14 protein-coding genes are annotated in these 18,897 nt (G+C 71.4%); 10 read left to right on the forward strand and 4 right to left on the reverse strand.

Features of this window, described 5'->3' with window-relative positions; genetic code table 11:
- Positions 1–146: 146 nt before the first annotated feature.
- A complete protein-coding gene (locus tag AC08OP_RS06270; RefSeq protein WP_462188490.1) occupies positions 147–497 on the reverse strand; it encodes a hypothetical protein in 351 nt (116 codons plus the stop codon).
- A 184-nt stretch (positions 498–681) separates the two neighbouring features.
- Here AC08OP_RS06270 and AC08OP_RS06275 point away from each other — a divergent pair, with 184 nt between their 5' ends.
- Positions 682–1,290 (forward strand): DsbA family protein, encoded by a 609-nt coding sequence (locus AC08OP_RS06275; protein ID WP_476613316.1) that lies wholly within the window; start codon positions 682–684, stop codon positions 1,288–1,290.
- A gap of 131 nt (positions 1,291–1,421) precedes the next feature.
- Here the strand turns inward: AC08OP_RS06275 and AC08OP_RS06280 are convergent, their stop codons facing one another.
- Complete coding sequence (locus tag AC08OP_RS06280; protein WP_462188495.1) at positions 1,422–1,997, reverse strand: TerD family protein; 576 nt, start codon at positions 1,995–1,997, stop codon at positions 1,422–1,424.
- 336 nt (positions 1,998–2,333) lie between these two features.
- Between AC08OP_RS06280 and AC08OP_RS06285 the strand changes: the two genes are divergently transcribed.
- From AC08OP_RS06285 to AC08OP_RS06325, 9 genes are all read left to right on the forward strand, one after another.
- Complete coding sequence (locus AC08OP_RS06285; RefSeq protein ID WP_462186578.1) at positions 2,334–2,552, forward strand: hypothetical protein; 219 nt, start codon at positions 2,334–2,336, stop codon at positions 2,550–2,552.
- Between the two features lie 293 nt (positions 2,553–2,845).
- Positions 2,846–4,084, forward strand: coding sequence for a TIR domain-containing protein (locus tag AC08OP_RS06290; protein ID WP_476613317.1), 1,239 nt, complete (start codon positions 2,846–2,848; stop codon positions 4,082–4,084).
- Entirely contained in the window at positions 4,081–5,982 is a 1,902-nt protein-coding gene (locus AC08OP_RS06295) for a TIR domain-containing protein (protein ID WP_476613318.1), read from the forward strand. The genes AC08OP_RS06290 and AC08OP_RS06295 overlap by 4 nt, the downstream gene beginning before the upstream one ends.
- Before the next feature lie 198 nt (positions 5,983–6,180).
- A complete protein-coding gene (locus tag AC08OP_RS06300) occupies positions 6,181–7,026 on the forward strand; it encodes a hypothetical protein (protein WP_476613319.1) in 846 nt (281 codons plus the stop codon).
- Complete coding sequence (fxsT, locus tag AC08OP_RS06305; RefSeq protein WP_476613320.1) at positions 7,019–10,993, forward strand: FxSxx-COOH system tetratricopeptide repeat protein; 3,975 nt, start codon at positions 7,019–7,021, stop codon at positions 10,991–10,993. Before AC08OP_RS06300 ends, fxsT begins: the two co-directional genes overlap by 8 nt.
- A gap of 123 nt (positions 10,994–11,116) precedes the next feature.
- Positions 11,117–12,184, forward strand: coding sequence for a hypothetical protein (locus AC08OP_RS06310; protein WP_476613321.1), 1,068 nt, complete (start codon positions 11,117–11,119; stop codon positions 12,182–12,184).
- 130 nt (positions 12,185–12,314) lie between these two features.
- A complete protein-coding gene (locus tag AC08OP_RS06315) occupies positions 12,315–14,609 on the forward strand; it encodes an aKG-HExxH-type peptide beta-hydroxylase (RefSeq protein ID WP_476613322.1) in 2,295 nt (764 codons plus the stop codon).
- Positions 14,610–14,814: 205 nt separating this feature from the next.
- Complete coding sequence (locus AC08OP_RS06320) at positions 14,815–15,411, forward strand: MerR family transcriptional regulator (RefSeq protein WP_476613323.1); 597 nt, start codon at positions 14,815–14,817, stop codon at positions 15,409–15,411.
- Positions 15,411–16,388 carry an aldo/keto reductase gene (locus AC08OP_RS06325; RefSeq protein WP_476613324.1) on the forward strand — a complete coding sequence of 326 codons (978 nt, stop codon included), beginning with the start codon at positions 15,411–15,413 and terminating at the stop codon, positions 16,386–16,388. Before AC08OP_RS06320 ends, AC08OP_RS06325 begins: the two co-directional genes overlap by 1 nt.
- Here the strand turns inward: AC08OP_RS06325 and AC08OP_RS06330 are convergent.
- Together AC08OP_RS06330 and AC08OP_RS06335 are read right to left on the reverse strand one after the other, a co-directional pair.
- The gene (locus tag AC08OP_RS06330) at positions 16,378–17,340 is read right to left on the reverse strand and encodes a winged helix-turn-helix domain-containing protein (RefSeq protein WP_476613325.1); all 963 of its coding nucleotides are present in this window, start codon (positions 17,338–17,340) and stop codon (positions 16,378–16,380) included. The two genes, AC08OP_RS06325 and AC08OP_RS06330, sit on opposite strands and share 11 nt — an antisense overlap.
- A 128-nt stretch (positions 17,341–17,468) precedes the next feature.
- Positions 17,469–18,897: cobaltochelatase subunit CobN (locus tag AC08OP_RS06335; protein WP_476613326.1), on the reverse strand; the 1,429-nt coding region annotated here is incomplete at its 5' end.

Here is an 18,897-nt window from a genome sequence, read left to right on the forward strand (position 1 = left end):
GGTTGGGACCTTGGTCGTCGTGCGCAGGAGCAGGGCGCGAGCACGGTCCGGGAAGGTCTGCGGTTCGTCCTCGGGAAGGGTGAAGGCAGGCGTGCGACGGGACAGGACGGCGAGGACCTGACCGGCGAACGAGTCGGCGCGCATGGTCAGCCTCCTGTCTGGGGGTTCGATACGGCCGGCTCTGTCGCGGCGGCTGTCCTGGGATCGAGGGGGACGGCGCGGGCGAGGCGCTCCACGACCAGGGGGGCGGCAACCCCGACCGCGAGGGCGGCGAAGGCGGTGTCGACCTGGCCCGAGGCGCCGGCGGCCGCAGCCAGGCCGGCGCCGATGGCGAGACGGACCAGTTCGGCAACCAGGTAGGCCCAGGGGCCCGCTTCCTGGGATTTCCCGGTCTGCCAGGGCCACCGGCCCCGTCGGCGGACCGTGGTGTAGAGATCGAGACCTTCGACAGCGAAGCCGCCGAACAGTCCCCACAACGCCACTTCAACCCCCATCATGATACGGAAAGTAGCCGATCAGCCTGGTGGCGTGGAAGCTGGGTCGGCCCGCTATGGATAGCGGCCACGGACAGCTGCCATGAGAGCCGCGATGGAAAGCCGTCGGAGCAGGCGGCAACGGAGCGCCTGAACAGCCGTGCGTCTCGGCTGGAACACCGGGGGCGGCCCGGGTGTTGCCCGCGACATGAATTCTGTCACCTTCGCGATCACCTGGGATTACCGTTGCCCGTTCGCCCGCAACGCACATGAACACGTTTTGACTGGTCTCGCAGCCGGTGCCGACTGGAACGTCACCTTTCTCCCGTTCTCGCTGGGGCAGGCGCATGTGGAGGAGGGGCAACCCACCGTCTGGGAGAAGCCCGAGCAGGACTCCGGGATCCTCGCCCTGCGGGCCGGCGTCGTCGTCCGCGACGAATATCCGGAGCTGTTCCCCGCCGCGCACCGGGCGCTGTTCGCGGCGCGTCACGACGAGGGCCGTCACCTGGAGGACCGTGCGGTTATCCGGGAGACGCTCGTTGGGGTGGGGCTGCCCGCCGACGAGGTGCTCGCCCGGGTTGACGATGGCGCTCTCGACAAGGTCCGTGCCGAGCACGAGCAGTACGTCGCCTCGCATACCGTCTGGGGCGTGCCGACCTGGGTCGCCGGTGACCAGGCCGTGTTCGTCCGGCTGATGAGCCGTGCGCCGCTCGGTGCCGACCCGGCGGGTTCCATCCGTGCGGTGGAGCGCGTCGTCGACCTGGCGGCCGGTTGGCCCGAGCTGAACGAGTTCAAGCACATGTCCATCCCACGCTGATCTTCCACGCCGGTTCGGTCTGTCCCGGTATACACCCACGGCGCCGGGGATGGCGCCCGCGCCGCCCGCCACCCCTCTGCCGGCGCCCGGCGGTGTCAGACGTTCAAGCCGTGTCAGACGTCCAGGCCGTGTCAGACGTCCAGGCCGTAGCCGCGGGCGATCGCCGCCAGGCCGCTGACCCCACCCTGGCCGAGTGCCCGGAAGCGCCAGCCGTCCTGATCCCGGTAGAGTTCACCGAACAACATCGAGGTGTCCCGCGCGGCGGCGGTGGTGAGGTCGTACCGCACCAGTTCGTCATCGGTCGACGCGTTGACGACCCGGATATAGGCGCCGGTCACGTCGCCGAAACTCTGGTGTCGATAGTCGGCGTTATGGATGCTGACCGGGAAGACGATGCGCGTTATCGCACTGGACAGCAGGTTGAGACGCACCTCGATCTGTTCGTCGTCGCCCGCACCCTCACCGGTGAGGTTGTCACCGCGGTGCACGATCTCGCCGCGCGGACTGCTGAGGTTGTTGTAGTAGATGAAATAGCTGCGGTTGGGGGCTCGCCCGTCCGCTTGCAGGGCAATGGCGCTCGCGTCCAGGTCGAACTCCTCCGATCCGGGAGCATTTGGATCCCAGCCGAGGCCGACGGTGATGTGCGTCAGTCCGCCGGTGGCTCCGGTGAGCGCGACGCTTCCACCCTTGACGACGTCAATGCCCACGGTTCTCCGATCCCACGACACTCTCTGGCCCGGCGGCCCCGGCCAGCATGATGTTCGCGATACGTGACTACCCAAGCACATGCGTGTGTCGCTGGTGCGCGCATCCAGGAGACTGTCTTGATCGGTACCGATCAGTACCGATCAGTACCGACCGCTACCGGTCGCGACCGCTGGTCGCGAGCGGCGACGGGTGTCCGACGACCGGTAGCCTACCGGGGAGGAATGGTCACCGACCGATTGGTGTCGGCATCGTTACGCAGTCTCCGGGATCGTGGCCGGGGACGGCCGTGGCCACCGGCGGCATCGGCCGGCCCGAATTGGCTAACGTCGGCAACCGTGGATCGACTACCGCTGCTTGTTGGGTCCGGCGACATCGCTCGGGCGCTGGGTCTGACCCGCCAGGCGGTCGACCATCGGCTCCGGGTCGATCCGGCCGCGCCGAGCCCGGCTGCGGTGGTAAATCGCACCGCTACCTGGGGCGGGACCCGGATCTGGTGGCGAGCGGAGATTGATCGTTGGCTCCGGCTCGAACCCGAGCACTGGGAGGTGCGCTGAGGGAGGTCGCCGGGAAAACGCGCCGACGGAAATCTGACGGAAAGCAGAAAGTTCCGCCCGGGGCATCCGGTGGCTGGCGGTAGACGTCCGCGGGACGCGGGACGTGGGATGTACTCGATGGACCGGCCTGCTCCCGCCACGTCTATGTTGGACGATCGTTGTTGAACGATCATTGAGGAAACCGGGCGGACTGCTATCGCCATGCCGCCGGTCGGCTGATAGCGTCTGATGCCACCGTCCGCTGGGTGACGGTAGGTTCGGGGGCGCATGGTGCAGGCTTTTGAGGGTACCCGATGAAGAACTACTTCTTCATCTCCTATGCGGCAGATGAGGATCGGCGCTGGGTGCAGCGCTTTCACGCCGATCTCGAGTACGAGCTGCGGGTTCAGGTTGGCTCCGCGGTGGGCGGAATCCTGGACACCCGCCCGCGTCCCGGCATGGACGCCGACCTGGCCCTGGCCGCCGGCGCCGGCGGAACCCGCGTGATGGTGGCGCTCTGTTCCGATCCCTTTTTCAGGGACGCCTGGTGCGGGCGCGAGTGGGAGGTCTTCCACTCGCGCATCGAAAATTTCAGCAAGGCCGGTGCGACCAGGCTGGAGGATGGTTTCATCCGGGTGCTGTGGCGTCCGGTGCAGGATCCCGTCCCGGCGGTCGCGACGAAGGATCTCGCGGACGCGAGCGCGGGACTCCCCGACACCTACCGCCAGCGCGGCCTGCTCTGGATGATGCGCAAGATGCTGCTCGGGGCGGGCGGATACTACTGGTTCGTCCGTATGTTCGCGGCGCGGATCGTCGCGGCCCAGCAGATCACCCTGGACCCGGTGCCCGACCTCGCGGTGCGCCGCGCCGCCGCGGCCTTCGGCTCCCACCCCGGCTCGTCCGGGGACCCGCCGGAAGCGATGCCCCCTTTCCTTTCGCTGGCCGGGTCCGTGAACGGGAACGTGAACATGAACGGGAGAGCCGGTTTCCGGACCCATGGCGACGGCGACGAGGCGCGGCGCGCGGCTTCGATCGGGACGGCATCCCCCGTGCCCACGCCGACGACCACCTCCTGCCGAACCACGCCGCCGGCGGCGTCTCACGTACCGCCGCCGCAGACTCCGACGGCGGAGGTCTCCCGTTTGGTCGCCATCAGCTACGTCGGCGCCGACCAGGAGTGGGCGGACTGGCTCGAATACCTGCTGCGCCGCGGCTCCCACCGGGTCGTGCAGGTCAGATGGGCGCAGAGTAGAGGTGAGCGGCTGGCCGAGACGGTTGACCGCATCGCCGCGCGCCGGCCGGATGTGACCGTGGCCCTGCTGTCGCGGCACTACCGGTCGCCCCGCCCGGAGAACCCCGGCGAGACCGAGATCGAGGCGTGGGAGCGGCTGGGGCTGGCGGGACCGCTCGAGAATCAGGTCATCCGGGCGGTCATCGACCGCGAACCGTTACCCGAGCCGCTGCGGACGCTGCCGAAGCTGGACCTGAGCCGGTTCGAGCCGACCGCGGTCGACGGACTGCTGGCGGGGATACAGGCGGGAGCCCGGCGATGAACGCCTATGCCCGGCCCGGTCGCCGGCCCGGCGATGCGCCCCCGGTGTGGCGCAGCCGCCGGGAGAACGAGCTGTTCGCCGGTCGCGACGACGAGCTGGAACGCATCTGGGACGGTCTGGCCCGGCATCGGCGGGTGGTGCTGGTGCCGGAGGGCGACCAGTCCGACATCGGGGAGACCGAGCTCGCTGGCGAGTACCAGCATCGGTTCAAGCTGCGCTACGACGTCTCGTGGTGGGTGGACTGCTCGACGACCGCCGCCGTCCCCGGGCAGATCGGCGAGCTCTACGAGCGGGTCCGCACCGGACTTACCGGCCCCGCCCCGGGCGCGGCCGGCGCCGGGCCGGAGCCCAGCGCGGGGTGGTTGGTCATCTTCGCGGGTGTGGGCAGTCCGGATGAGGTGGCGGAGTTCCTGCCCGACGGCGAGGCGCATGTGATCATCATCGCCGACCGCACCGTGGACGCCTGGCGGGACCGGACGATGCCCATCGGGCCGTTGCGTCGTCGCGAGTCGGTCATGCTGCTCACCAGCGCGGCGCCGATGGTCGACCCGGCCACCGCCGCCCAGCTGGGGGAGCTGGTCGGACACCGGCCCGCCCTGCTCGCGGAGATCGCCGGGTACCTGATCCGCGAGGCGGTCGTGACGCCGGAACTGTGTCGGCGCCTGCTGGAGATGGCGGCGTTGCGGCCAACGCCGGCCGTCCAAGACGCCACCGGCGGTGACCAGTCGTCCCGGGCCCGGGCGATGCGTGATTCCGGACCCCCCGCCGTGTCCGGGGCCGCCGCCGGGGCCGGGGCCGCCGCCGGGCCCGCCACCGTCATGGTCGCAGACGAGGTACGTGACCCGGTGGGGCGCGACGCGCCGCGGGCACCATCGATTCCTGTGATCAACAAGCACGGCTGGCCCCCCCGGGAGGTCGACGAGCTCGTCGCGGCCCTGATGCGGGTGGAGTACATCGCCGACCTGGCCGGTTTCGACCACTGGTTCGACGAGCTGGCGCGGATCCTCGGTCGCACGGTCGCGCTGACCTCCCCGGTCGTCGCGGTCCGCCTGACCACGCTGGTCAGCGAGGCGGTCGGCCAGCCCGATCCCGGCATGCTCGACGCCCTGGTGCAGGCCCTCGACCTGGTCGCGCCGCGCGACGACCGGTCTGTCGTGGACTTCCGGCGCTTGGTGGCCGAGCTGCGATCCCACTGGAGCGGCACGGGCTCGACGCTGCTCGGCGTGTCATCACCGGTGCCCGCGCACCAGTTCGCCTCCTGGCCACCGCTCGAGCTGCCTGGACCGCCCTCCTCGCCCCCGCCCAGCCACGGGCCGTCGGGCGCCCCGACCTACTACTTCTTCACCAGCCACGCGCACCGCGACGACCGGGATCGCGTGGCCATCTTCCATCGGGAGCTCGAGCTGGAGCTGCGCCGCAAGGTCAGGCGCCGGATCCGGCCGACGGGATTCTTCGACGCCGACCGGCTGGGCGGCGGGGAGCACTGGCCGACCTCGCTGCGCGACGCGGTGCGCACGGCTCCGGTGCTGGTCGCGCTGTGGTGCGACGACTACTTCGAGAGCGACTGGTGCGGCCGGGAGTTCGGCGTCTTTCAGGAACGTATCCGCCGGGCGACCAAGCCGGGCGGGAACCCGCCGTCCGGGATCATTCCCGTGCCCTGGCTGCGGCGGGACGCCGAGGTACCCGAGGCGGCCCATGAACTCCACATCGCGCATATGGAGCTTGGTCGTCAATATGACAACCTTCCAGTCCTGGATTTGATGCGCCATCCTGCCGCCTTCGCGGAGTATGTAAGTCTGCTGGCCTACCGGGTCATGGATGTCGCTCGCGACCAGCTGCCGCCGTTGGACGCCGAGGCGACGGAGCTCGTCCGTTCCCCGTTCCACCATCAGCCGTGAGCTGCACGGAGCCGTGATGAGCTGCACGAACACCCCACGGCCGGCACCCGGCGGCAGCGCGCCGCGACCGTCCCGCCGCACCCGGGCCCCAGCGGTGAAGAATGTGGTCCGACCTGTGCGAGCTGCCGTGGACGTGGGAGGACCGGGTGCAATGGTAGGGCGGAGGCCCTGCGCCGGAAAACGGCGTGAGGGGGACCTGTGACACCGTTCTTTCTGGTTCATCACGCGCTCGCCTGCGGTGACAGCAGCTATGTCGAACGTTTCTTCGGAGATGTACAGAATGCGGTTTACGAGCGCCTTGGTTATCGCGAGGTGTTCACCGGCGAGGCGGCCGGCGCGGCGGAGCCCTCGGCGGCGGGGGGCCGCTCCAATCCCGATGCGCTCCTGGCGCCGGTGATGGTGGCGCTGTACTCGGACGCCTACTTCACCGACCACCAGTGCCTGCTGGAGTGGTCGCTGTTCCGGGAGCGGCTGCGGTGGCACCACCATTTCACCGGTCGGAGCTCCCCGGCGCTGGTCGGCGTCCCCTGGTCCATCCGATCGGTACCCGTGCCGGCTCAGATCGCGGAGGCGGGGATGCTCGTCGGCGACTTCGGCGCGGGCTACACGGCGAGCGGCGCGTTACAGCTGATCCGGACCGGCTCCGCCTCGGTCTGGTACCAGCAGTTGACCGAACGGGTCAGTGAACTGATCGTGCGTGCCCGCGGCGACGAGCCGCCGGCACTGTCCACGCGTGACGCGGAGTTCGTCGAGCGGTCGGGGCGGACGGACTGGGTGTCGGCCGGTCGGGGCCCGGGCACCCGCTGGTCCGTCGGCGGCTCCGCGACGCTGCTGATCCCGCCGGCCCAGACGGCTCCCCTGGCCCCGCCGGCCCAGACGGCCCCCCTGGCCTCGACGGTTCGCACGGCTCCGGCCCCGGCGGCCCTGGCTCCGGCCCGAGCCGATGGCCGGGAGCGTCGATGGCGGATGGCCGATCCCGAGCACACCCGTCGACCCATCCTGCGTCGTGCCGGCGCCGCCGAACTGGACGATGACGATGACTGAACTTTCCGAGCAACCACCGGAACTTTCCAGGCAACCACCGGAACCGGCGGGTCACGACACCCCGGGCGGGCGCGCCGGCAGGCCGGCGCAGATCATCACCTTCTACTCCTACAAGGGCGGTTCGGGGCGCACGATGGCGCTGGCGAACATCGCCTGGCTGCTCGCCGCCTCGGGTAAGCGGATTCTCACCGTCGACTGGGATCTGGAGTCTCCCGGCCTGCACCGGTATTTCCGCCCGTTTCTGCAGAACAGGGAGCTGGACTCGAGTGATGGCGTCACCGAGATGCTCCAGGGTTTTATCCGGGAGATCGACCGGCTTCAGGATGCGTCGCCGTCGACACCCGCGGAGCAGGCCTCCTTGCCGGACGCCGACGCGGTGCGCGAGATCATCGCCCTGCACGGCGACTTCCGGCACAACATCGAGACCATCGAGTGGCCCGGGTTCCCGGGCGTCGGGCGGATCGACTTCCTCGGTCCCGGCCGGCAGACATCCACGAGCGCGGTGCTGGCGGCCACGGTGCCCTGGTCGACGCTGTTCGAGGAGGCCGACGGCCAGGCGTATTTCGCCGCGCTGCGTGAGCGGATGCGGTTCGCCGACTACGACTACGTCCTCATCGACAGCCGGACCGGCACCTCGGACGCGGCCGGCGTCTGCACCCAGCTCCTGCCGGACACCGTCGTCATCGGATTCGCGCTGAACAACCAGTCCATCGACGGCGGCGCCGGGGTGGCCCGCGAGATCCGGAACAGCAAGCGGGACATCCGGGTGCTGCCCGTCCCGATGCGGGTCGAGGACACCGAGCAGCGCAAGCAGGAACTGCGCCGCCGCGCGGCGTTCCATGCCTTCCGCCCGGTGCTGGCTGACCTGTGCGGTTCCGACCCGGAGGAACAGCGGAGCTTTCTGATCGGCCTGGAGATCCCCTACAAGGCGGTCTACGCCTACGAGGAGGTCCTGGCGGCCTTCCAGGAGGATCCCGCCAGTCGGCTCGGCGTCCAGGCCGCCTACCGGATGCTCGCCGGAGAGCTCGCCGGCGCCCCGATCGATGCGCGCGGCGTCCCGCCGCAGGACCGGGAGCGGGTGCTGCGGGACTTCGAGCAGTACGGACCGCCCGCTCCGCGGTCGGTGACGATCTTTGGAGCGCCCGAGGACCGGCCCTGGGCGGACTGGCTGGCGTCGGTGCTGGGAGCCACCGGGGTGCGGATCCGGCCGTTGCCCCCGACGGCGCTGACCCCCGCCGACTTCCCCGCTGTCGAGTCACTGATCGTGATCGGATCACCGCATCTGGGCCCGGACACCCCAGGTGAGTCCCTGGTGCGCGAGCAGGTCCAGACCCGGATCCGCCAGCGCGGCTCGCGGGCGGGGGTGGTGGTCGTCGAGGTGGGTTCGATGCGGCTCGACCCCGCCTACCACGGGGCCGAGATTATCTCCCTGCCCGCGCGGAACGAGCGGGACGCGGGGGTCGTGGTCCTCGAAGGGCTGGGGCTGCCCGTTCCGCGGGCCCGGCTCGATGACCTGCCGGTGGTCGCTCCCCGGTACCCGGCCCGCCGGCCCCGCTTCTGGTCGGTGCCGGCCGGGTTCGCCCAGCCGTTCATCGGGCGGCACGCGGTGCTGGACGAGCTGCGCGACCGACTGCTGCTGGGGGGCCGACCGAGCGGGCTGTGCCCCCTGCTCGGCCCGGACGGCGTCGGGAAGAGCGCCATCGCGGCTGAGTACGCGCACCGGTTCGGCTCCGACTACGACATCGTGCACTGGATCTCGGCGGGTGACGCCGCCTCGGTCCGGGCGGGCCTGCGCGACCTCGCCGAGCGGCTGCGTCCCGGCAGCGACGTCCCGGGCGCGCAGCGCTCCCCGAGCGAGCAGCTCGAACGGGTCGCCCTGGACGCGCTGCGCCAGGGCGACCCCTCACCGCGCTGGCTGCTCGTTTACGACGGCGCCACCGACCCGCAGATGCTGGCCGGGCTGCTACCCGTCCCGACCAGCAACGGTCATGTCCTGCTGACCTCGGCGGACCCGGCCTGGGACAGTGAACCCGGCGCGCTGTGGGTGGGCCCGTTCACCCCGGCCGAGAGCCGGGCGTTCCTGCGCCGGTGGCTGCCCGAGGTCGGTGCGGACCGGCTGGCGATGATCGCCGAGCGGCTGCGGCATCAGCCGTCGGGCCTGCGCACCGCAGTCGGGCGGCTTCGCCAGGACCGGCGGGGAGTGCCGGTCGACGACCGTGCTGTCGACGCCTACCTCACCCAGATCGCCGGGGTCGCACCCGAGCAGGCGACCTGGACGGTGTCGTTCGAGACCCTGCGCACCAGCGACCGCGCGACCCGGCGGGCGGCGGCCCGGCTGCTGGAACTGTGTGCCTTCCTGGCCCCGCAGGGCGTGCCGCTCGGCCTGCTGGAATCCCCGGTGATGCTGCGCCATCTCGCCGAGGCGGTAGGGGACGACGCGATCGCCGACCCGACCGTGCTGCCCGAGCTGTGGGCGGAGATCCGTAAGCCCCGGCTGGCCGAGATCGACACCGCACCCGACGGTCAGTTCCGCCTCGCCGCGCGCTGGCAGCGGCTCCTCGTCGAACGGATGCAGCCCGCCGAGCAGACCGCCGCCCGCGAGGTGGTGCTCGGCGTCTTCGCGGACATCGCCGCGGCCGCTCCGCGGCCCTCGGCCGCCGCGGGCTGGCCGATCTACCGGATGCTGGAAGGCCAGATCCTGGCCTCCGAGGCGATGGAGAGCCCGGCACCCAAGGTTCGGCAGTGGCTGGTGTCCCAGGTGTATGTGATGTGGCGGTCCGGCCGGCTGGAGCTGGGCCGCGGCATCGCCGAGGAGGCGTTGCGCAGATGGCGCGACCTGTTCGGAGCGGACGACCCGCTGACCCTGCGGATGGCCACCCACCTGGCCATGGTGCTCCGCGGCCTGGGACGGTTCCAGGAGGCGTACGACCTGAACACCGACACCCTCGCCCGCCAGCGGCGCCATCTGGGCATTTTCCATCGCCACACATTGATCACCGCGATGAGCTACGGCATCGACATCCGGGAGCTCGGCCGGTACACCGAGGCAGCCGCGGAGGAGAGCAGCACCCTGGTCGGTTTCCGCGACCGGCTCGGCGAGAACCACCTCGACACCCTCATGGCTGCGAGCAACCTCGCACTGTCCACCTTCCTGGACGGGCGGGCCCGTGAGGCGCTCCACCTGAGCCTGGACACCATGGCGCGGCTGCGCCTGGCGGGGGCCGAGGGCACCTCGCAGTTCTGGTGGCTGCAGGCGCGGGCCGGGATCTGCCATCGGGAGCTGGGCGAGCTGGAGCAGGCGGAGCGGTTGCTGCGGGAGGCCGCGACCAACCTCGCCGGCATCGAGGGGGCGACGACGCACCTGACCCTGCGCTGCAACAAGCATCTCGCGGTCGTCCTGCGCCTGCGGGGCAGCCCGGACGCGGCGAGCCGCCTCGCCGGTGAGACGCTCGAGCGCTACACCGAGATCTACGGGGCGTCCGACCTGGGCACCCTGGCCTGCCTGCTGAGCCGTGCCGGCCACCTGCACGCGCTGGGCGAGCACCACCGGGCGTCCGTCGAGGCCGAGTCGTGCCTGCGGGAGTATGAACGTCTCCACGGCCCCGAGCATCCGTTCACGAACGTCTGCCGCTCGGATCTGTCCATCTACCTGCGCGCGGACGGGCGGCTGGCGGAGTCCCGCGTGCTGGCCGAGCAGGCCCACCTCACGCTGGTCGACGAGCTCTACCAGCACCACCCGTTCGCGCTGGCCGCCGGGGTGAACCACGCCGCGAGCCTGGCAGCCCTCGGCGAGACCGAGGCGGCCCGGGCGCTGAACGAGGATCTGTTGCGCGAATCTGAAATGTCGCTGGACAGAAGCCACCCCTACCTCCCGATAATGCGGGAGAACCTGGCGGTCCTCACCGGCCGGCAGGCCGGCGGCGGGCGTGGCCATCGAGAAGTCGACATCGACATCTCCAGCATCTGAGCAGCGTGATGAGGCCGAGCGACGAGTGCACGGTGGCAATCCACCGGCGGCCGGTCCGCCCGGACCGGGGTTTCCGGTCCGGCGTCGGCCGCCACCCGCCGGGAGCGGCAGAAGGATGAGCTGATGGTGACTGTTCCTGATGATGTTGTCGAACCCCACATCGTCACCGCGCCGCATGTCGGTGACGAATACAACGGCATCCGGCAGAAGTTCCGCGGGGCGGTGGCCGGCACGGGTGCCCAGTATCTCGAGTACTACGTCCACGGATTGCCGACGGTGTCGGCCGACCTTCTGCACCATCCGCGGCTGGCCGACTATTTCCATGGTTCACGCACGGTGGAACGGGCCCGCCGGGACTACGAGATTATCGGCCGGCAGCTGAACCACCGGATGACGGAGCTGAACACCTCGCTGGCCGGTCTCGCCAACGGGCGGCTGATCCGGACGGTCTTCGCCGCGCAGGATCGGGCGGTGCTCTACTTCGACGTCGACGAGGGGCAGTACATCGTCGGGGTCTCCCTCGGCGCGGGCGCCATCGAGTCCGCTGACCTGACGCTCTCGCGGACCGCGACGGAAATCCGGGCGGCCCGGGGGGTCGGCGACCCTAACTACGGCGGCTATCACCGGGGGGACGGCACGTTCCTTCCGTCGCCCACCCGCGCCGACGGTAGCCCGGACACCGGCTCTCATCCATTCGTGTCGCTGCCGAGGCCGTCGGCGCCGGTGTTCGCCAATCCCTGGGCATCGCTGATCAAACGGCGTTGGTCACCCGCCGGGGACTCGCGGGAGGAGGAGTTCCAGGCCCAGGCCGTCAGCGTCCTGAAGCCCGGTGACCTCCAGTACATGGCCCTGGTGCGCGGCGGCACGGTGAGCGCCGCCGACCTGATGGACCACGACGACCTCAACGAATTCTTCGTCGGTCTGAGCCGGGAGGCCCGCCGGGAGGGTTTCGTCAAGGTCGCCGCCGAGTTCCTCGCCCTGAGCGATCTGCTCGACGGTCTGCTGCGATCGGTCCTGAACCGCCGATTGACCCGCACCGTTCTCGACGTGGAGAAGGGCGCGCTGTACTTTCATCGCCTCAGCCGTGACGAGTTCCTGATGGGCGTCACCCTGGATCAGCGTCGGGTGTCCGAAGCCGACCGCCGCTTCCAGTTGCTCGTCCGCCGACTGACGGCTTCGGACAGCCGTTGAAAGGCGTCAGATGACGCCAGGTGAATCCCGTCGATGGACGGGATCATCGTCGATGTCCTCGCGTATTCTTCGTCGAGCAGGTCCCCGCGTCGCGCCGGCGCATACCCGTTGGTGGGGAGGCCCCACATTCATGGCCCACGATCTGATGCCCGTGCCGTCCGGTCTGGTGGATCTCTGCGAGGTCGACGCCGACCAGCTTGCCTTCCTCGCGGGCCCACCCTCGGGAGAATGGCAGCGTTGGATCGCCGCCTGGATCGGCCACCCGGGCGGGCCGCTGCCCGAGGACGTCGCCCTGGCCCTGGGCGGGGATCTGGCCCTGGGCGGGGATCTGGACCTGGCCGGCTACCTGCCCAGGACCACATCCTTCGGGGAGATGCCGGACGGCACCGACCCCTCGAAGCCGCCGCGTCCGCCCAGGGCCGCCGCCTGTCCGGGCGGACGGCCCGCACCCGGTGGCGCCATGACGCCCGGTGGCGCCATGACATCCGCCTCTCGGCGGCCCGCCCGTCGGGTGGTCTCCCCACCCGCCGCCCGGCACCGGATCACCCCGCGGGACATCGAGGCCGTGGCGGGCGGGCCGCCGGGTGCCGCACCGCTGCGCGAGCTGCTGCGGGGTCAGATCAGCAAACGGATGCTGATGCTGTGGGCGCTGCTACGCGGCCTCGAGAACGCCGACCTCGACGACGCGACACGCACCTGTGTGGATGAGGCGCTCCGCGTGCTCGGGGACGCTCAGCGGCGGGCCCGCGACGCCGTCCACGACCTGCTCCTGCACCCGACGATCGGGACCTGGCTCGCCGGCAGCCTGCGGCGGTGCTGGCACGGGTCGGCCGGACCCGACCTCGACCGCCTCGGTTACGTGGGTGGGATCGCGGTGGCCGCCGCCCTGCGGGCCCGGATGCCGTGCCGGGTGCCGGTGCGGATCATCGACGGGCTGGTGCCGATCCCCACGGTGGGCGTCGTCGGGTCGGGGGTCACGAGCGGTTGGGGCGTCGCGCACGTGTCCGACCGGCGGGTGACGCTGAGTGGCAGCCCCGGGCGGGGACCGGCCGGTGGTGACGGCTGGACCCCGGCGCGCACGCTGTCGAGCACTGTCGACGGTCACCGGATCGCGCTGACGCTGGAGGACACCGACCCGTTCCGGGCCGCGGACACGCTTCCCCTGGCCGTGGCCACGCGCTGCGATGAGGCGGCGGCGGCCCGGTGGCAGCGCCTGCTCGACGGCGCCTGGAGCGTGCTCGCGGGCGACGACGGGGCGCGGGCGGAGGAGGCCGCCGCGGTCCTGTCGGCGCTGGTCCCGTTGCGTGAGGTCCCGGATCGGCCCGGCACCGGCGTCACCGTGATCGACGCGCTCGGCGCGCTGATGGTCAGCCCGCCGACCGACGCGCTGTGGCTTGCCGTCGCCGTCGTGCATGAGGCGGCGCACACCAGACTGGAGATGCTGAGCGATCTTGCGCCCCTGATCGGCCCGCACGACGGCTCCATGCACTACGCTCCCTGGCGGCCCGACCCCCGGCCACTCGCCCCGCTGCTGCACGGCGCCTTCGCCTTCGCCCAGATCGCGGCCTTCTGGGCGGGGCGGTGGGCCCGGGACGGCGCCGGGTCGGATCTGGGCGCGGCGTACGAGTTCGCCTGGTGCCGGGACGCGGTCTCGGCGGTGCTGCCCGTGCTGCGGGAGGCGGCCGGGCTCACCGAGGCGGGCCGCCGGTTCGTCTCGGCCCTGGGCGCCAGGATCGACGTCTGGATCGCCGCTGACCTGCCGATCGCGGTTACTACCACCGCCGCCACCGTGCTGCGCGACATCGCCGTCGTCTGGCGGCTGCGCAACCGCCGGCCCGACCACGACCACATCGAGAGATGGGCGCGGGACTGGGCGGCCGGTCGGCCCTGCGGACGGCCGGTACCGCCGTCGTCCCGCCTCGTCCCCCAGACCGAGCCGTACAGCCCGCACCGCCACGCCCGGCAGGCGCTGACCTCGCTGCGGTTCGCCAGGCCTGACCGGTTCGCCAGGCCCGACCGGTTCGGCGGGCTCGCTGGTTCTGCCGGGTTCGCTGGTTCTGCCGGGCTCGATCCGGCGGCCTGGCCCGTCAACGCGACCCTCGGGGACCTGCTCTACGTGCGCGGAGACCTCGGCCGCGCGGCCGAGGAGTTCCGCCGGGAGCTGCAGGCCCGTCCGGGGCGGGCGGAGTCGTTCGCGGGGCTGGCCCTGGTGCTGGCCAGACGGGCCGGGGGACTGGAGCGCCGGCTCTACCTCGACCACCCCGAGGCGTTGCTGGCCCTGAGCGTCCGGATTCGGGAGCTGACCGGGTCCACCCCTGACCCGCGCACGCTCGCGCGGTGGATCGCGGCGGGAGGCCCCGGCCATCCGGATTGCTCGTGGCGATCTCTCGAGACGAGGCCGCTGCCGGTCGGTGCCCGGCGGTAACCCGACGGCGGGGAGGCCGTCCCGCCGGGGGTATGCCGTGCCCCCACGCGGCCCGCGGTGTGACGACCCGGCGTCGACAGTCGGTGTGGGCGGTTGACGGCCGCATCCCGCTCCGTTCGCGATGACGCAGTCGGCGAATCCGGAACAGCGAGTTTCCGCGGGCCCGCGTTGACTTCGTGCGCACTCCAAGTCCTAGCGTCTTCGTATGGCCACGATCGAGGCGCCCACGGTGACGTCCTCCCCTCCGGCCGTGACGCCGTCTCCGGCCGTGACGCCGTCTCCGGCCGTGACACCGTCTCCGGTCATGGTGGCGGAGCCGGATCAGGGCTGGTGCGCGCGGTTGGGCCCGGCGGTCCGCCCGGATGGATGCGACCGGTCCGTTGATCCGTTCGCGGTCGGTCCGGGGGGTGAACCGGAGGCCGCCGGGACCCTCACGATCGCCGAGGCCGCCGCGGCCACCGGAGTCAGCGCGCACACGCTGCGGTACTACGAGCGGGCGGGGCTGATGCGGGACCCGGTCGCCCGTGCCTCGTCGAGCCATCGGCGCTACACCGTCGAGGACGTCCGCTGGGTCACGTTCCTGACCAAGCTGCGGCTCACCGGCATGCCGATCCGGGAGATGGCGCGCTACGCCGAGCTGGTGCGCGCCGGGGAGGGGAACGAGGCGGAGCGTCTCGCCCTGTTGACCGAGCATCGCCGCCGGGTCCTGGCGCGCCTCGACGAGGTGCAGCGCAACCTCACCGCCATCAACGTCAAAATTGGCATTTATCAAGACGTCTACCAGGAGAGGACCGTCCGCTGATGCGCAAGGTCGCGCTAGGAAGCCAGGGCCTGGAGGTCTCCGTCCAGGGTCTGGGCTGCATGGGAATGTCGGAGTTCTACGGCGCTGGCGACGACGCCGAGTCGGTCGCCACCATCCACCGGGCGCTCGACCTCGGGGTGACGCTGCTGGACACGGCGGACATGTACGGCCCGTACCGCAACGAGGAACTCGTGGGACGGGCGATCATCGGCCGCCGGGACGAGGTGGTGCTGGCCACCAAGTTCGGCATCATCCGTGACCCCGCCGACCCGACGGCGCGGGGGATCGACGGCCGTCCGGAGTACGTGCGCTCGGCCTGCGACGCCTCCCTGCGTCGCCTCGGCGTCGACCACATCGACCTGTACTACCAGCACCGGGTCGACCCGAAGACGCCGATCGAGGATACCGTCGGCGCGATGGCCGAGCTGGTCAGCGCCGGCAAGGTGCGGTACCTCGGGCTCTCGGAGGCGGCACCGGCTACCATCCGTCGTGCCCACGCCGTCGCCCCGATCACGGCCCTGCAGACCGAGTACTCGATCTGGTCCCGCGAGCCGGAGGCCGAGATCCTGCCGACCCTGCGGGAACTCGGCCTCGGGTTCATCTCCTACAGCCCGCTCGGGCGTGGCTTCCTGACCGGCACCTTCCGCTCGGCCGCGGACTTCGCCGCCGACGATTTCCGCCAGCACCTGCCGCGGATGCACGGCGACAACTTCGACGCCAACCTCGCCGTGCTCGCCGAGATCGAGAAGCTTGCCGCGGAGAAGAACGTGACCCCCGCGCAGCTCGCGCTGGCATGGGTGCACCACCAGGGCGACGACGTCGTGCCGATCCCTGGCACGAAGCGGCGCCGCTACCTGAAGGACAACGTCGCAGCCACCAGCATCACGTTGACGGCCGCCGAGGCGGAGCGATTGGGCGCGGCGGGGGCGGACGTGGCGGGCACCCGCTACCCCGACATGTCATCCGTCAACGGATAGCGAGGCCCGGTCGAGTCCGCCGCGGCGGCGGGTTCCGCGTCGCCCGATTCCCCGATGGTGGCGCTGGAGCCGTGAGAACGGGAGTCGGGAGAGGAGCCGCGACGCGTGAGGTCGGCGACGAGCAGCAGACGCGGTAACCCACCCCACGCACGGTGAGAATGTGGGTGGGCGCGGACGGGTCGGCCTCCACCTTGCGCCGTAGCCGGCGCACGTGGACGTCCAGCATTCTGGTGCCGCCGAAGTGGCCGTGCCCCCAGACGCGTTCCAGGAGCTGCTTGCGGGAGACGACCCGGCCACCCGCGACAGCCAGCTCACACAGCAGAAGGAACTCGGTCCGGGTGAGGTGCTGGTCCTCGCCGCGCCGGCTGACCACGCCCTCGGCCGGCCGGATCTGCAGCTCGCCGACGCTGAGCGCGCTGGCCGTCGACTGTCCCGGGCGGGCACGGCGTAGCAGTGCCCGGATCCGCGCCAGCACCTCGGCGGTGACGGGGGGAGCAGTGACACAGTCATCCGCCCCGGCCTCCAGTCCCGCGACGATCCCGGCGGGATCCGACCGCCCGGCAACCATGATGAGGGGAAGATCCCCGGCGGCGCGCAGACGGCGGCAGAACTCCAGCCCGTCGATGGCCGGGGCGCCCGCTCGCGCGTCGACCGGTTTGACCGATTTGATCTGCTTGATCGGTTCAATCAAGGCTGGGACGGTGTCCGGGCAGCCGTCCGGCGGCGGAGAGGCAGGGTCCGTGGTCGAACCCGTCCGCCGGGCCGGGACCGGGGGCAGGCGGGCCAGGACCAGATGGACCTGGGCGGGTCGGGCGACCAGGTCGGCGAGCGCCGCCTCGCCGCTGCCGGCCATCTCGACGGCGTACCCCTCGCCGAGCAGGGCGGGGACGAGGTCCCGGTGCATGGCGGCCTCGTCGCCCACGAGCAGAAGTGTCGTCCGCACCAGAGACATTTTCCCGGATTCGCGACGGTCGGAACCGTGAGTTGGCCCGCCACCTGTCCGCCGCCGACCATCCGCCGCCCTCCGGCCTTGCCGCCCTCCGGCCTTGCCGCACTCCAAGCTGGCCGGACCCGGCGATCTCAGGCGTCGCCGGTGGGACCGTCCTCCAGGTCGCCCTCGGTGCGCAGGTACAGCTCCTGCAGCGCGTCGAGAGTCGCGGCCTCCGGGTGCTCCCACAGGCCGCGCGCCGCGGCCTCCAGCAGCCGTTCGGTGATGCCATGCAGCGCCCAGGGGTTGGACTCGGCGAAGAACTTCTGGTTCTCCGGGTCCAGCGCGTAGGTTGCGGCGAGCCGTTCGTACATCCAGTCCGCGACCACGCCGGCGGTGGCGTCGTAGCCGAACAGGTAGTCGACGGTGGCGGCCATCTCGAACGCCCCCTTGTAGCCGTGCCGGCGCATCGCCGCGAGCCACCGCGGGTTCACCACCCGGGCGCGGAAGACCCGGGAGGTCTCCTCGGACAGCGTCCGGGTGCGGACCGCCTCCGGCCGGGTGCTGTCGCCGATGTAGGCAGCCGGCGCCCGGCCGGTCAGCGCGCGTACGGTCGCGACCATGCCGCCGTGGTACTGGAAGTAGTCGTCGGAGTCGGCGATGTCGTGCTCGCGGGTATCGACGTTCTTCGCGGCAATGGCGATTCGCCGATAGGCCGATTCCATGTCCTCCCGGGCGGGGATGCCGTCGACCCCGCGGCCGTAGGCATAGCCGCCCCACGTCGCGTACACCTCGGCGAGGTCGGCGTCATCGCGCCAGTTACGGCTGTCGATCAGAGGCAGCAGCCCGGCGCCGTACGCCCCCGGCCGGGAGCCGAAGATGCGCAGGGTGGCCCGCCGTTCGTCGCCGTGCCCGGCGAGGTCCGCACGGGCGTGGGCGCGCACGAAGTTGTCCTCGTCGGCCTCGTCGAGGCCGGCGGCGAGCCGGACCGCGTCGTCGAGCATCACCACCACGTGCGGGAACGCGTCCCGGAAGAAGCCGCTGATGCGCACGGTGACGTCGATGCGGGGCCGGCCGAGCTCGGCGAGGTCGATCGGTTCGAGCCCGCTGACCCGCCGCGACGCCTCGTCCCAGGTCGGGCGGATGCCGAGCAGGGCGAGCACCTCGGCCACGTCGTCGCCGGAGGTGCGCATCGCGCTGGTTCCCCAGGCGGACAGGCCCACCGACTCGGGCCAGGTGCCGGTGTCGGCCCGGTACCGCTCGAGCAGGGAGGTCGCCATTGCCTGGCCCGTCTCCCAGGCGAGCCGGCTGGGGATGGCCTTCGGGTCGACCGAGTAGAAGTTCCGCCCGGTGGGCAGCACGTTGACCAGGCCCCGCAGCGGCGAGCCGCTGGGACCGGCCGGGACGTAGCCGCCGTCGAGGGCGTGCAGCACGGCGGTGACCTCGTCGGTGGTCCGGGCGAGCCGCGGCACGATCTCCGTGGCCGCGAACCGCAGCACGGCCGCCACCGTCTCCCGGACCGGGTCGGTCTCCGCGTCCACGTCCGTGCCTGCCGGGCCGTGGACTTTCCTTGCTTTCCAG

The organism is Frankia sp. CeRuru1, assembly GCF_977966315.1.

Bases quoted from the DNA above. Each gene is read 5' to 3' on its own strand.
- AC08OP_RS06270 (WP_462188490.1), bottom strand. From the start codon at position 497: ATGATGGGGGTTGAAGTGGCGTTGTGGGGACTGTTCGGCGGCTTCGCT.
- AC08OP_RS06275 (WP_476613316.1), top strand. From the start codon at position 682: ATGAATTCTGTCACCTTCGCGATCACCTGGGATTACCGTTGCCCGTTC.
- AC08OP_RS06290 (WP_476613317.1), top strand. From the start codon at position 2,846: ATGAAGAACTACTTCTTCATCTCCTATGCGGCAGATGAGGATCGGCGC.
- AC08OP_RS06295 (WP_476613318.1), top strand. From the start codon at position 4,081: ATGAACGCCTATGCCCGGCCCGGTCGCCGGCCCGGCGATGCGCCCCCG.
- fxsT (WP_476613320.1), top strand. From the start codon at position 7,019: ATGACTGAACTTTCCGAGCAACCACCGGAACTTTCCAGGCAACCACCG.
- AC08OP_RS06310 (WP_476613321.1), top strand. From the start codon at position 11,117: ATGGTGACTGTTCCTGATGATGTTGTCGAACCCCACATCGTCACCGCG.
- AC08OP_RS06315 (WP_476613322.1), top strand. From the start codon at position 12,315: ATGGCCCACGATCTGATGCCCGTGCCGTCCGGTCTGGTGGATCTCTGC.
- AC08OP_RS06320 (WP_476613323.1), top strand. From the start codon at position 14,815: ATGGCCACGATCGAGGCGCCCACGGTGACGTCCTCCCCTCCGGCCGTG.
- AC08OP_RS06325 (WP_476613324.1), top strand. From the start codon at position 15,411: ATGCGCAAGGTCGCGCTAGGAAGCCAGGGCCTGGAGGTCTCCGTCCAG.
- AC08OP_RS06330 (WP_476613325.1), bottom strand. From the start codon at position 17,340: ATGTCTCTGGTGCGGACGACACTTCTGCTCGTGGGCGACGAGGCCGCC.